General features: G+C 64.7%; 12 protein-coding genes and 1 pseudogene. 5 read left to right on the top strand and 8 right to left on the bottom strand.

Annotation, left to right across the window (positions count from 1 at the left end):
- Positions 1 to 59: 59 nt before the first annotated feature.
- From ABN401_RS02950 to ABN401_RS02940, 3 genes are all read left to right on the top strand, one after another.
- Entirely contained in the window at positions 60 to 509 is a 450-nt protein-coding gene (locus ABN401_RS02950; protein ID WP_349683346.1) for a DUF305 domain-containing protein, read from the top strand.
- Positions 510 to 573: 64 nt separating this feature from the next.
- On the top strand, positions 574 to 1,701 hold the full coding sequence (locus ABN401_RS02945) for an acyltransferase family protein (RefSeq protein ID WP_349683345.1): 1,128 nt from the start codon (positions 574 to 576) through the stop codon (positions 1,699 to 1,701).
- Between the two features lie 35 nt (positions 1,702 to 1,736).
- Positions 1,737 to 2,555, top strand: coding sequence for an arylamine N-acetyltransferase family protein (locus ABN401_RS02940; RefSeq protein WP_349683344.1), 819 nt, complete (start codon positions 1,737 to 1,739; stop codon positions 2,553 to 2,555).
- A 246-nt stretch (positions 2,556 to 2,801) separates the two neighbouring features.
- On the opposite strand, the gene ABN401_RS02935 is transcribed toward ABN401_RS02940, so the two are convergent.
- Positions 2,802 to 3,293: a nuclear transport factor 2 family protein gene (locus ABN401_RS02935; RefSeq protein WP_349683343.1), complete on the bottom strand. Its 492-nt coding sequence runs from the start codon at positions 3,291 to 3,293 to the stop codon at positions 2,802 to 2,804.
- Between the two features lie 81 nt (positions 3,294 to 3,374).
- The gene (locus ABN401_RS02930) at positions 3,375 to 3,788 is read right to left on the bottom strand and encodes a four-helix bundle copper-binding protein (RefSeq protein ID WP_349683342.1); all 414 of its coding nucleotides are present in this window, start codon (positions 3,786 to 3,788) and stop codon (positions 3,375 to 3,377) included.
- A gap of 139 nt (positions 3,789 to 3,927) precedes the next feature.
- Here ABN401_RS02930 and ABN401_RS02925 point away from each other — a divergent pair, with 139 nt between their 5' ends.
- Complete coding sequence (locus ABN401_RS02925) at positions 3,928 to 4,587, top strand: SRPBCC family protein (protein WP_349683341.1); 660 nt, start codon at positions 3,928 to 3,930, stop codon at positions 4,585 to 4,587.
- Positions 4,588 to 4,730: 143 nt separating this feature from the next.
- Here the strand turns inward: ABN401_RS02925 and ABN401_RS02920 are convergent, their stop codons facing one another.
- Positions 4,731 to 5,150 (bottom strand): hypothetical protein, encoded by a 420-nt coding sequence (locus tag ABN401_RS02920; protein ID WP_349683340.1) that lies wholly within the window; start codon positions 5,148 to 5,150, stop codon positions 4,731 to 4,733.
- Positions 5,151 to 5,809: 659 nt separating this feature from the next.
- Here ABN401_RS02920 and ABN401_RS02915 point away from each other — a divergent pair.
- The gene (locus tag ABN401_RS02915; RefSeq protein ID WP_349683339.1) at positions 5,810 to 7,303 is read left to right on the top strand and encodes a Fic family protein; all 1,494 of its coding nucleotides are present in this window, start codon (positions 5,810 to 5,812) and stop codon (positions 7,301 to 7,303) included.
- Between the two features lie 306 nt (positions 7,304 to 7,609).
- Here ABN401_RS02915 and ABN401_RS02910 read toward each other — a convergent pair whose 3' ends face one another.
- The 5 genes and pseudogenes from ABN401_RS02910 to ABN401_RS02890 form a co-directional block, all read right to left on the bottom strand.
- Positions 7,610 to 8,938, bottom strand: coding sequence for an MFS transporter (locus tag ABN401_RS02910; protein ID WP_349683338.1), 1,329 nt, complete (start codon positions 8,936 to 8,938; stop codon positions 7,610 to 7,612).
- Between the two features lie 88 nt (positions 8,939 to 9,026).
- Positions 9,027 to 9,704, bottom strand: a complete 678-nt coding sequence (locus tag ABN401_RS02905) for a transmembrane anchor protein (protein WP_349683337.1) — start codon at positions 9,702 to 9,704, stop codon at positions 9,027 to 9,029.
- A gap of 14 nt (positions 9,705 to 9,718) precedes the next feature.
- The gene (locus tag ABN401_RS02900; protein WP_349683336.1) at positions 9,719 to 10,450 is read right to left on the bottom strand and encodes a HupE/UreJ family protein; all 732 of its coding nucleotides are present in this window, start codon (positions 10,448 to 10,450) and stop codon (positions 9,719 to 9,721) included.
- 50 nt (positions 10,451 to 10,500) lie between these two features.
- Positions 10,501 to 13,689: an efflux RND transporter permease subunit gene (locus ABN401_RS02895; protein ID WP_349683335.1), complete on the bottom strand. Its 3,189-nt coding sequence runs from the start codon at positions 13,687 to 13,689 to the stop codon at positions 10,501 to 10,503.
- A gap of 14 nt (positions 13,690 to 13,703) precedes the next feature.
- Positions 13,704 to 13,970: pseudogene (locus ABN401_RS02890) on the bottom strand (efflux RND transporter periplasmic adaptor subunit); the annotation flags it as partial.
- Positions 13,971 to 14,101 lie beyond the last annotated feature (131 nt).

The following is a 14,101-nucleotide window of genomic DNA, read 5'->3' as shown; positions in this document are numbered from 1 at the left end:
GCCGGAACCAACGACAAGCTGGATCGCTGTTCGCAGCATAACGCACAAGGATCACAGTCATGAAACGCCTGACCCTCATCGCCGCCGCCTGCGTCCTGGCGGCCGCCTGCTCGCCACAGGCAGAACCCGCCGCCGACGAGACCGCGAGCGCCATGCCCGCAGGCGACGCCATGATGGCGGACGGCAAGATGGGTGAGATGGACAAGATGGGCATGATGGCCCCTGCCGCCGGCGACAGCGAAGCGACGCGCGGTTACAAGGCCGCGATGATGGGCCAGATGGAGAAGATGCCCGCCTATGAGGGCAATGCCGACATCGATTTCATGAAGCAGATGCGCGGCCACCATCAGACGGCGATCGCCATGGCGCAGGTCCAGTTGGCGCAAGGCGAGGACGCTCAGGCGAAGGAACTGGCTCAGCAGATCATCACCGAGCAGGAGCGCGAGATCGCGGTGATCGACGCCTGGCTGGCCTCCCCGGCAGGCACGGAGCCCGCCGGCGAGGGATAATCCCCAGCCATGCGTAACCCCAATTGGGCTGGACGTTTCGAAACGTCCTCGATTGGGGTTGCGCATGACGTCGATTTCGCCGGTGAGCGAGGGCTATCCCTCTGATCTGAGGGCCCTCACAAGCCTTCGTGCCTTCCTGGCGCTCGGGGTGGTGCTGTTTCATTACCAGCTCCAGTGGGATCCGGCGCTCGGTTACAGCCCCATCATCGAGCGCAGCAGACTGGCGGTCGATGCCTTCTTCATGCTGTCAGGGTTCATCCTCGCCCACGTCTATGGACCGTCTTTCGCGGCGGGGACCTTCAGCTACCGGCGTTTCATCGTCGCGCGACTGGCGCGCCTCTATCCGCTGCATCTCGCCGTCTTGGCCGGGGCGGTGTTAATGGTGGCTGGCGCGACGGCGGTCGGAGTACAGTTCAACGCCGCGACCTATACGCTGGACGGACTTTTCAAGACCCTGTTTCTCGTCCAGGCGTGGTTCCCCAGCGAGACCGGCTACAACTGGAGCGGGCCGTCCTGGTCCCTTTCCGCCGAGTGGTTCGCTTATCTGCTGTTCCCCGCCTACGCCTTCCTCGCCCTCAAGCTGCGCGCTCGCCCCTGGATCCTGCTCGCCCTGGGCGTGGTCGGCTATATCGCCATCGACGCCGCCTACGGTGTCTTTTTCGGGAAGGTCCTGCCGCGCGCCGAGGACGACATGGGGATTCTCCGGATCGCGCCGGCCTTCCTGATCGGCATGGCGCTCTACGGCCTGGGTCGTGGCTTGTCGTGGCGTCGCCCGGTCGCGATCGCGGCCGCCGTGGGAACGACCGCCCTGCTGCTTGTGGGCATGCAGTTCTCGCTGGATGACCGTCTCGTCGTGGCCTTGACCGCGCCCGTGGTGTTCTGCTGGTCCATGCTGGCCAAGACCGAATGCGAGGGCGTTCTGGCGTCGCCCCCGCTCGTCTTCGCGGGCGAGGTCTCGTTCGCCCTGTATCTGGTCCATATGCCCATCGTCGTCGCTTACAAGGGCTTGGCGGCCGAGCTCAGGGGGATCGACAGCGGGTTCATCATGTCGCCTGTCGAACTGGCCGGTCTGTTCATCGTCACCGCCCTTACCTCGGTTGCCCTGCATCTCCTGGTGGAGAAGCCTGGTCGGTCATGGATCCGCTCGGCCTTCGAGCGCCGCGACAAGAAAGTCGTCGCGATCGCCGAGTGACGACCCAGGATCATAGGGAGGCCACGGGATCCGACATGGATGTTTGCGCCTACCTGGATCGGATCGGATTCACCGAAGATCCCCGCATCGATCTTCCGACATTGAGGATCCTGCATCAGCGTCATCTGCGGACGATCCCCTACGAAAACCTCGATATCCAGCTGGGGCGGTTCGTCCCGACCGACCCCGACCTCGCCTTTCGCAAGCTGGTCACGGACCGCCGGGGCGGCTGGTGTTACGAGATGAACGGCCTGTTCGGCGCGGCGCTCACGGCGTTGGGCTTCGATGTGACCCTGGTTCATGCGTCGATTGAACAGGGCGCCGCGTCCGTACAGCTCTCTCACCTCGCGCTCGTGGTGGATATCGGACAACCTTACCTGCTGGATGTGGGGTTCGGTGACGGCCTCCTCGGCCCGATTCCCATCCGGGAGGGCATCCACCGGCAGGGCGAGAGGCAATTTGGGCTTGAGGCGCTGGGCCAGGGTGTCTGGCGCTTCATCAACCATCCCTCGAGCAGCGTTCGAAGTTTCACCTTCTCGGTCGCGCCCGCCGACCCGCAGATCATCGCGAACGACTCGGCGCGTTTGCAGATGGCGGCCAACTCTCCCTATGTGCAAAATCTCGTCTGCCAACGGCACACGGCCCATGGCGTGAGCGTTCTCCTGGGGCGCGTGCTTTGCAGCCTTCGCTCGGAAACGCCTGAAGTGACGTTTCTACAATCGGCAGAAGCGTTCACCCGGGCGCTGGAGACCGAGTTCGGGATCGTACTGCCGGCGGCCTCCGGTCTCTGGGCCACGGTCTGCGAACGGCACGAGGTTCTGTTTCCAGCCTCGCAGGCGACGCTGATCCGGTGAAGGTCCGGAGCAAAGCGGACCGGTCGGCGCAGCGGGTCATCGTCGTGATCCCGGCGACGAGGCGAGCGGCCATCAAGCCGCAGTCGCCCGAGCCCAGCCCGACGTTCGCCTCCAGACGTTCGACCGACTGCGGGGCTGAGACGCGTCCATGATCGCGCAGGTCTCGCCCGGGCGACGCCCCGCGTCAGCCGTCGAGCGATCCTTGACCCTCAGGCGTGGGCTTGGTCTTGAGCCAAGCCCCCCCTGTTACGCGGCCGGCGCGGCGCGCGAGGACCAATGGATGTGCTGGATACGCCAGCCTTCCTGCCCGCGCTTCAGAACCATGGTCTCGACCGTCAGTCGCGTGGTGGCGCTATTGCCCGCCTGGCCGGTCGTGCTCCCTTCGCTCGTGATCCAGGCCACGTCGCCATCGACCCATCCCGCGCGACGCGTCATCGTGGACTCAGAGGCCGCCGCATAGGACGCGTCGGCCTGCAGATGGTGCGACGCGTATTCGTCTCGGGAGCGTTCGGCTCCACCTTCCTCGAAGATCATCACGTCCTCGGCCATGAAAGTCAGGGCCGAGGCGGTGTCGCCCGCCTCCAGCGCTGCGTGAAAGGCGTCCACGACGCTCGCGGCCTCCGCGGCTTCGGGCGCGACCTCCAAGACTTGGGCTGCCTCGACTGTTTGCAGTGCGAACACAGGGGTCGCCGACATCAGCAGGGCGGTCGCGGCGGCGGCGAAGAGGGCTCGGGACATGGCGGCTCCAGATCGTTGTGTGAACCTTGACCCTATCTGGTGACGCCGGTCGTTGTCAGCCCTAGTCTCGGCTCACGCCCATCACGCCCTGGAGGGCGTGATCGTATCGGCCGCCTTGCGACAGGCGTCCTCGCATCGGCGACAGGCTTCGGCGCAGATCCGGCAGTGTTCGTGCATGCCCGCGTGCTTCTCGCACTCGGTGGCGCAGGCGGCGCAAGCTTCGGCGCAGACCTTCAACATCCATTTGATCACGGCTTCGTTGCTGCCGGTGCGGCGGGCACCGACGGCGCCGGTCGCCGCGCATATGTCGGCGCAATCCAGGTCGAGCCGGATGCACTGGACCATGTCGGACACCATGCTTTCGCCCAGACAGGCGTCCGCGCAGATGCGACAGGTCGCGGCGCAGGCGTAGGCCTCCTCGATCGCTCGGATAAGCGCCTCGTTGGTCTCGCCCTGGACGTGGGGATGGCTGCCGATCATCGACGCGATATGCATGGTTTTGTTCCTTTCGTGATTGCGTCCCGGATCAACGGGGTGTTCCGGGCGATGTTCCGCCAAGCATTGGAAAGGAGGCCGACCTGCGGACTCTAAACATGTTCGTCCCCAGCGCTTGCGGGTCTGATGGGGCCGGCCGATGCAGCCGCCTTCCGGCAATTTATTGCGACGGGCCGCAACGCAGCCTGCGCAAACGTTTTCGCTTAGCGCGGCATGGAGTGTAAACGTGATCAGGCCTCCTGGAAGGCCGACGCCCCCGACAGAGAGCCTGCCCGTGAAGCGCATCACCCACGAAATCGTCGTCGAGGCGGCCCCCGAACGCGTTTGGGGGATCCTCGCCGACATCCCCTCCTACCCGGAGTGGAACCGATCGACCCGGATCGTTCTGGATCCAAAGACCCCGGACCTGATCACCTACGGACTGACGGCCGTGCGGCCCAACGGCAAGGAACTGCCCTGGACCCTGAACGGACGCCTGCTGATCCGCCGTTCGCCCGAACGTCTGTCGTGGCGGCTCGGCCTTCCGGGTTTCGTTTTCCTGGCCATGTCCTACGCGCTCACCCCTCGTGGCGCCGGGACGCACGTCCTGTTCACCGCCGAAGTGAGCGGGCTGGTCCCGCGTATCTTTCCGAAACATTTTCCGAATCTGCTGCCGCAACCGATGCTCGGCACGCTTCAGGCCCTCAAGCGCCGCGCCGAGACCGGAAGGCCTAAACCAATCTCCCGGTCATCGACCCCGAAGAAGGTATCGACCCAGAAGAAGCTTCGGCACGGCGGACGTCCACCCCGGCGACGGTGATGTCAAAAGGAACTCGTGGGCCAAGGCCGGCGAACCTATCCCGTCGGCCTCGCGGTCCGCACAGACGACGTTCGACCGCAGGCGCGCCTGCGGTCGAACACGGCATGAAAGAGAAAGCGTGGCACCCTCCTAAGAGGGGTTATCTACCACCGGCGATCGTGCTGGCGCTCGTGCCGACGGTCCTCGCGGCGGTGCTGACGGTCGTGCTGTCGATGCGCCCGCCGGTCTTGACGGTAATCGCCCCGGTCGTAGTAACCGCCGCCGTTGCCGTAGACATACCCTCTCGACCGGTCGTAATACCCGCTGTTTCCGTAATAACCATTGTTGCCATAGTAGCCGCTCTGATTCCCGTAGTAGCCGGCTTGGGAGCCATAGGACCGATTACGGTTTGAACTGGACGCGATAGCCGCGCCGGCGAGCGCTCCGACCGCGGCCCCAATGACAACGTTGCGACCGTTGTCGTGGTGGTCACGTCCATAGTAGGAACTCTGAGCGGCGACGGGTGTCGCGGCCAGCATCGCCATCGCCAGACCGCCGATGGCAAATGATCTGAAAATCTTCATTATCGATGTGTCCTTGGTTCAATCATCTGGGCAAAGCGCCGACGTCGACGATCAGTTGGCGCTTTACGGCCTGAACGAGATGAACCCACGGCGTTCATACTCTATTCATCCTTAACCGCCCCGGTTCGGGTCGTCTCCGTCGTTCAGAGCTGTGAGTCCACGGTGGCGGATCGCTTCAGCGACGTGGGTTTCGACCGGGATTCCATTCATAAGACAGAGGGCATTCCTCTGATCCCGCGTGTGATCGCTGCCGCGATGCCGTCTTGACGGATGTGCGCGTCTTCCGGGGCTATGGACGCCATCGTCTTGATGAACCCAGAGTGATGGTCACCCCTCCGTTTCAACCATGCCGTCAACTGGCACCGCCTTCATGGCTGGGAGGGGTCCGCCTCGTAGAGTCGCGGTCTTCAGTCCTTGGCACCTGTGAGGATGTCGTATGTGACCGCGCCTCCACAGCAGATCGGAATCCTTCACCACAAGGATGACGTGCGGGCCGATCTTACAAACGCGTCAATGTGCGCAGCCCGTCGATCGCCTGAGAAGCGCGCCACCCATCGAGGCGCGCTTCTCGCGGCAAGCCATCCTTAAACCCCAAAAACTTTCAAAATTATGCGCCTAAGTCCCACTTTCTTGATAAACAGAGAAGAAGGAGCCGTTTAATGCCCAAATCCCCGGTGCAAGCCTTTCCGGAAGTCTTCGTCTCGACGAGCGAAACGGCGACGGCTGTGTCACGCGCGGTCAGCCAAAATGAGCTCCGACAGATCGGATCCAAGCTCTATACCCGCAATCTGGTGGATCCGCCCGAGCAAATCGTCGGTCGCCATCTCTGGACCCTCATTGGAGCCTATATCCCAGGCGCGCTGATCGCCGACCGAACCGCGATCGAAAACAAGCCGGCGACTGACGGTTCGGTCTTCGTGGTGTCCGATCGCAAGCGCGATATCGCATTGCCCGGCGTAACGATCCGAACGCGCCGAGGCGCGCCCTCCCAGCCTACGGACCTGCCGTTCGTGGGCAATCTATTCCTCTCCTCGACCGCCCGTGCCTACCTCGACAACATGGCCCCGTCCCGTCGGCGCTACGGCGATGTCACACGCACCCTGACGCGAGGCGAGATCGAGACCCATCTCGACACCCTCATTCGCCGAGGCGGCGATGAAGCAGCCAACAGGCTAAGGGACGAAGCCCGCCGGATCGCGCCCATGATCGGACGAGAGGAGGAATGCGAATCCCTGGAGAGAGTGATTGGAGCCCTCCTCGGCACGCGCGACGAGCCCCTCGTCACCGACCAGGCCCGGGCGCGGCGGTCTGGCTTCCCCTTCGATCCCGAACGGCTGGCCCGCTTCGAACGCCTGCATCGGGAACTGCGCTCCACGGCGCCCGTCATCCGCCCCACCGCCGAACGCACCCCGCAAGGCCGTTCGAGCCTGGCCTTCTTCGAAGCCTATTTCTCCAACTTCATCGAAGGCACGGAGTTCGAGGTCAGCGAGGCGGCCGACATCGTGTTTCGGAACGTCATCCCCCGTGATCGTCCTTCGGACGCGCATGACGTCCTCGGCACCTGGAGGCTGGTTTCTGATCCCGTTGAAATGGCGAAGACACCTCGGGACGCCCCGGAGTTCTTCGACCTCCTGAAACGCCGACATGCCGCTCTCATGGCCGCCCGGCCCGACAAGAACCCGGGAGCGTTCAAGCAGGAGGCCAACCGGGCCGGCCAGACGACCTTCGTCGACCCGGCCCACGTCGAAGGCACGCTGACGCGCGGGCTCGAGCTCTATAACAGCCTGGAAACGCCCTTCGCCAAGGCGGTCTACATGATGTTCCTCGTGTCGGAAGTTCACCCCTTCACCGACGGCAACGGCCGTATCGGCCGTATCATGATGAACGCCGAACTCGTCGCCGCCGGCGAAGAACGGGTCATCATCCCGACCATCTTCCGCAGCAACTACCTGGCGGGACTGAAGGTGCTCTCGAACAGCGACAATCCGAACACCCTGATCCGAAGCCTGGATTTCGCGCAGAAATGGGTGGCTGCCGTCCCCTGGGTCGATCTCGGCGCGACGCAGAGGGTGCTGGAAGGCTGCAACGCCTTCTTGGATCCGGCTGAGGCCGACGAACGCGGCATCAGGCTGCGCCTTCCCGAGACCTTCTAGCCCAGCAGCGCGTTTTTGCGAGCTGATTGCCCGGGGCCGTCCGTTCCGGGTGCGGGATCGTCTCAGTTGACAGTCTGATCCCACGCGCTGGCTGATGTTCTGATGTAGCGGGCTAGGCAAAGCACCCCAGCAGTCACAGAAACCGCGCGGACGTCGCCGCAGATCGGCCGACGGGGCCGTGCAACAGATCCCTCATCGCGCATGATCGGTTCAACAGGCGCTCGACGAACGATCGCAATTTCATCCCTCTGCTGGTTGGCCAGGGGGACCAGCCCGGCCAGAATGAATAGCCCCTGGCGTTGGGGATCATTTCCCGGAAGTGGGCCAGCGATCATGACGCTCGTCGATCACGAAGGGATGCGCATGGGCGGCGGCGGGGACACTCGCCGTCTTGTCGGCCAGATGCGGATCGTCGGGTTCCAGCTCGGGATGATCATGGGCCAGGATCTCGGGATCCCGAGCCGGCCAGATCAGCAGACCGAGGACCGCACCCGTCGCGCAAAGCGCCGCCAGGACCAGGAAGGCCGCTCCTGGATCCGCCTCGGCACTGACCAGCCCCGCCACCGGATAAGCGATCAGCCAGCAGGCGTGCGAGAGGGCGAATTGGGCAGCGAACAGAGCCGGTCGGTCCTGTGCCGTCGACGATCGCCGCAGGGCGCGACCCGCAGGGGTGATGGTCAGGGAATAGCCGAACCCCATGATCACCCACAGCCCGATCAGGACCGGATAACTGACCGCGACCCAAGCCCCCGCGAGCAGGACGGCGGTCATCACACCCGCTCCCAGGACCATGGCCCTCCGGTCCGTCATGCGACCCAGCAGCCGCGGAAGGAATACCGCCGCTGTCATCGATCCGCCGCCGAACGCCGCCAACGCCCAGGCGCTGGCCTGTTCCGACAAGCCGAACTGGGACTGGACCAGCACCACGGTGTTGACGAAGACCATGGCGCCGCCCGCGGCCGTGGCCAGGCTGATGGCCAGCAGTCCACGCAGCCGGGGAGTGAGGGCGAACAGGCGCAGGCCACCCGTCAGGCGCTGGATGAAGGGTTTGGGCTGGATCTTGGTCAACATCGGCAGGCTGGCCCCGACCACGAACAGGGCCGAGACGACAAAGCCCAGAGCCGTGCCGACGAACAGATTGTTGTAGCTGATGAAGGCCAGCAGCACCGCCGCCAGCACAGGGCTGGCCACGCTCTCCAGATCGGCGGCGAGCCGCGACAGGGACAGGGCCTTGGTATAGTCGGCCTCATCCGGCAGCAGGTCGGGAATCATGGCCTGGAACGCCGGCGTGAAGGCCGCCGACGCGATATAGAGCACGGTCATCAGGCCATAGACCTGCCAGGGCTCGCTCACGAACGGCAGGGCGACGGCGACCCCCGCCCGGACCCCATCGAGAGAGACTAGAAGAGCCTTGCGTGGCAGCCGTGCCGCAAGCGCGCTGGCGAAGGGGGCCACGCCGATATAGGCGACCATCTTGATCGCGAGCGCCGCCCCCAGCACCTGGCCCGCGTTCGCTCCGGCCAGATCGAACGCGAGCAGCCCCAGCGCGACCGTGGCCATGCCGGTGCCGAGCAGCGCCGCGACCTGGGCGGTGAACAGGTTCCGGTAGGCGGCATGGCGAAGCGGCGAGAACATCGATCATCCTTCCGAGGCCGAGCCTCCGTGACGAAACCCCATCGCCGCCATCGGTTCGACCGACCGCGACGATGGGATCGAAGAACGATCAGACAACCCGTTTGACTTCGCTGTAGGCGCCCTCGGTGACGAGAGTGATGGTCACGGGCTGGCCCGTGCGGTTGCGCCAGAACCATCCATGACTACCGGTGAATGCCGCCGTCAAAGTGTCCTCGACCCGCTGCTCTGAGCCCTTGTCATAGCCGTGGTAGGAGGTTCCCGGCCGATCGGCATGGGTGTCGTAGTTGACCCGGCCGCCGCTGCTGGACCAGCTGTAGCGGACCGTGGCCCCCTCCTGCATCACCAGCTTGATCTCAGCCCCCTGATCGGGCGCCAGGGTCAGGACGGTCCGGTCCGAACGCGTCCCGGCCTGGGCCGCGGGAACCGCAGGAGCCGCGCCGGTGGCGGCCACAGCCGGGGCGGTGGCGCTCGTCGGTAGGGTGATCGGGGTCGACTCCAGCGCGGGCGCCGGGCCGGCAGCCGAGGTTGCCGCACCCGCTTCCGCCGCCTTCTCGGCCTCGGCCTCGGCGGCGAGCTGAACCTTGATCCGGCCCATCTCGGTCAGGCCGAACACCGACCCCACGCGGGTCGGATCGACCCCGTATTCGGCGGGCATGACGATCGTGACCAAGAGGCCGGCGGCGATCGCGGCGGCGACGCCGGTGGACTTCAGGAGCTTGCCCGTCGAGGGCAGTTCGGAGGCGATGGGCTTGTTGGCGTTGTACATGGGTCAGTCTCCGATCAGAGGACGAAATAGCCGACGAGCTGATAGCCCGTCAGAACGAAACCGAGGGTCATCAGGACGACGTTGGCGACATAGGCGTGCTTCCAGAAGCTGCCGGTCTTCCGCCAGAACCCCATGGCGATCAGGATGGCCCCGAGCGCCAGAAGCTGGCCCATCTCGACGCCGATGTTGAAGGCCACCAGATTCACGAACAGGCCGTCGGGGGCCATGTTGAAGTCCTGCAGCTTGGTCGCCAGGCCAAAACCGTGAAATAGGCCGAATACCAGAGTCGCGACCTTGGTGTTCGGCTGGACGCCGAACCACCGCTGGAAGGCCCCGAGATTGTCCAAGGCCTTGTAGACCACAGACAGTCCGATGATGGCATCGACCAGATAGCTGGACACGCTGACATCCATCAACACGCCCAGCAGGAGCGTGGTTGAATGGCCAATGGCGAACATCGTCACATAGATCGAGATGTCCTTCATCCGGTAGAGGAAGAAAATCACCCCGAAAAGGAACAGCAGGTGGTCGTAGCCGGTGACCATATGCTTGGCCCCCAGATAGACGAACGGCCAGAACACGATGCCGGATGTCTCCTGGATATAGCCCTTGTCGCCGTCCGCGACGCCATGGGCCAGCGCCTGGGCTGTGACGCCGTCAATCAGGAAGAACAACAGAACGGCGAGCAGCGCCGTTGCGGGAGATTTGAGCCACGACCAGGGGTCGGGGCGGTAAGCCACTGTCATGGGAACCTTTTCAGGGGTTGGGTCTGCAGGACGGGATGAGGGGGACCGGGTCATCGGGCCCCCCGCTTGGGTCGGAACGGAAGATGATCCAGCCAGGCCGGACGCGGTTGGTCGCTGGACCGATCACGGCCATGCACGAGGCTGTAGAGCGCGGGCAGGACCAAGAGGGTCAGTATCGTCGAGGAGAGGATCCCGCCGATCACGACCGTGGCCAGCGGGCGCTGGACCTCGGCCCCGGCGCCGACATTGAGCGCCATCGGCACGAATCCCAGACTGGCGACCAGAGCGGTCATCAGCACGGGTCGAAGCCGGGTCAGGGCCCCCTCGCGGATGGCTTCGGCGACGGGCTTGCCCTCCTCGATCAGGCTGCGGATGAAGGTCACCATCACGACGCCGTTCAGCACCGCGACGCCGGACAGGGCGATGAAGCCGACGCCGGCCGAGATCGACAGTGGGAGATCCCGCATCATCAGGGCCGCCACCCCCCCGGTCAGCGCCAGGGGCACGCCGGAGAACACGATGGCCGAGTCCTTCCAGGAGCGGAACAAGGCGTACAGCAGGCCGAAGATCAGCAGCAGCACGGCCGGCACGACGACCTGCAGCCGCTTCGCCGCCGAGATCAGCTGTTCGAACGTGCCGCCATAGGTTACCCAGTATCCTGCTGGTATCTCGACTTCGGTTTCGATCCGGTCCTGGACCTCGCCGATGAAGGAGCCCAGGTCGCGGTCGCGGACGTTGGAGGTGACCACGATCCGCCGCTTGCCGTCCTCGCGGCTGATCTGGTTGGGACCGACCGTGAGGGCGATGGTGGCGACCTCGGCCAGGGGCACGAACTGACGCGGCTGGCCTTCGTTCGCCGGCAGCGGCACCTGCAGGCGACCAATCGCGTCGGTGTTGGAACGGATGTCCTCGGGCAGACGGACGACGACATCGAACCGCCGGTCGCCCTCGAAGATCTGGCCCGCCGTCGTGCCGCCCATCGAGGTCGAGATCACCGACTGGACGTCGTTCACGCTCAAACCCAGCCGCGCCATGGCCGTCCTGTCCGGCGTGATCTGCAGCACCGGAAGACCCGTGACCTGTTCGGTCTGGGGATCGGCCGAGCCTTCGACGCTGGCCACGATGGTCTCGATCTCGGCGCCGAGTCTCAGCAGTTCATCCAGGTCGTCGCCGAAGATCTTGATGGCGACGTCGGCGCGCACGCCTGAGAGCAGTTCGTTGAACCGCATCTGGATGGGCTGGGTGAACTCGTATTTGCTGCCGGGAACCTCGTTCACCGCCGCTTCCATCTCCTCGACCAACTGGCCGCGGGATTTGCGGGGATCAGGCCAGTCCTTGCGATCCTTCAGCATGATGAAGGTGTCGGCCACCGAAGGTGGCACCGGATCGGTGGCCACCTCGGCGGTGCCGATCTTGGCCACGACCCGCTCGACCTCGGGGAACTCAGCGATGCGGGCTTCCACGGCGGTCTGCATCTGGATGGCCTGGGTGAGGCTGGTGCCAGGGATGCGCAGGGCGTGCATGGCGATGTCGCCCTCGTCCAGGTTCGGGATGAACTCCGACCCCATCCGCGACGCCCCGAAGCCCGCGAGCGCGACGAGGAAGACCCCCATGCCGATCATCAGGACCCTTGTCTTCAGCGCGAAATCCAGCGCGGGCTGATAGCCGACACGCGCCCAGCGCATCAGGAAACTGTCCTTTTCCTCGACCTTGCCGGTGACGAACATGGCCACCGCCGCCGGCACGAAGGTCAAGGACAGGACCAGCGCTGCCGTCAGGGCGATGACGACGGTGATCGCCATCGGGTGGAAGGTCTTTCCCTCAACCCCGGTCAGGGCAAAAATCGGCACATAGACCAGGGTGATGATCATCACCCCGAACAGCGACGGCCGGATCACCTCGCTGGAGGCCGTGGCCGCCAGTTCGAAGCGTTCTTCCCTCGTCAGGACACGCCCCAGACGGTGCTGGGCCTCGCCGAAACGACGCAGACAGTTCTCGACGATGATGACGGCTCCGTCGACGATCAGGCCGAAGTCGAGCGCGCCGAGACTCATCAGATTGCCCGAGGTACCGGTCCGCACCATGCCTGTGATGGTCATCAGCATGGTGACCGGAATGACCGCCGCCGTGATCAAGGCCGCGCGGATATTGCCCAGCAGCAGGAACAGCACGACAATGACCAGCAGCGCCCCTTCCAGCAGGTTCTTCTCGACCGTATGGATGGCGCGTTCCACCAGGTCCGTCCGGTCATAGACCGGCGAGGCGGTCACGCCGTTGGGCAGGGCGCGCGCGGCTTCCTCCAGGCTCACGGCTGCCGCCTGGGCGACGACGCGGCTGTTCTCGCCGGCCAGCATCAGCACGGTGGCCAGAACGGTCTCCTTGCCGTCCTCGGTCGCCGCGCCGGTCCGCAATTCCTCGCCCATGCCGACATCGGCGACATCAGCGATGCGGATCGGCACGCCGCCGCGCGTGGCGATGACGACATTGCCCAGGTCCTCGGTGGTCGAGGCCTGGCCCGGCACGCGGATCAGATACTGTTCGCCATAGCGTTCGACATAGCCGGCGCCGACATTGGCGTTGTTGTTGCCAAGGGCGTCGACCACCTCGGCCATGGTCACGCCATAGGCGGCGAGTCGGTCGGGGTTCGGGGTGACGTGATACTGTCGCTCATAGCCCCCGATGGTGTTGACTTCGGTAACGCCCTTGGTGTTGCGCAGCTGGGGTCGGATCACCCAGTCCTGGAGCGTGCGCAAGTCTTCGGTCGTATAGGGCTGGCCGTCCGGGCGTCGGGCACCGGGCTCGGCCTCGATCGTGTACATGAAGATTTCGCCGAGACCCGTGGCGATCGGGCCCATCTCCGGGGAAATCCCAGGCGGCAGCTGGCCCAACGCACCTTGCAGGCGCTCATTGACCAGCTGGCGCGCGAAATAGATGTCGGTCCCGTCCTCGAAGATGACGGTGACCTGGCTCAGCCCATAGCGGGAAACGGAGCGTGTATACTGCAGACCCGGCACCCCAGCCACGGCCGTCTCGACCGGGAAGGTGATGCGTTGTTCGGCCTCGAGCGGCGAATAGCCAGGGGCTTCGGTGTTGATCTGAATCTGGACGTTGGTGATGTCCGGCGTGGCGTCGATCGGCAGGCGCTGGAAACTCCAGACACCGACCGCGCAGGCCAGCAGGACCAACGCCATAACCCCCCAGCGGAAGCGGATCGACAGCGCGATGATGCGTTCAAGCATGGTGTGCGCGCCCCCTAGTGGTCATGGCTCGCGCCGGACTTGTCGATGTCCGCGCGAATGAGGAAGGCGCCGTCGACGACGTATTCGGTGCCGGGTTCGAGCCCGCCCAGCACCTCGGTCCATTCGTCGGTGCGGCGACCCAGGTCGAGCATCCGCACCTCATAGGTATTGCCGACCTTGGCGTAGACGACCTGGAAGTCCCGGAACGGCATGATGGCCTTGGTCTGGACGGCCAGAGGCACTTCGCCCTGCCCGACCTGGACCATGCCCTTGACCCCCAGTGACCATTTTTGGGCTTTTCTGAAACGCGGTGAAACAACAAAACCGGCTGGAAAGCCATTGAAAATACGCGTGAAACTGCTACATACTGATCCAGCCGGTTTCGTCATGACCCTCCGATTTTTGTGACCAA

Origin of the sequence: Brevundimonas aurifodinae (assembly GCF_040195595.1) — a bacterium.
GTDB classification, from domain to species: Bacteria; Pseudomonadota; Alphaproteobacteria; order Caulobacterales; family Caulobacteraceae; genus Brevundimonas; species Brevundimonas aurifodinae.
This window is presented reverse-complemented; position numbering and strand designations above follow the sequence as displayed.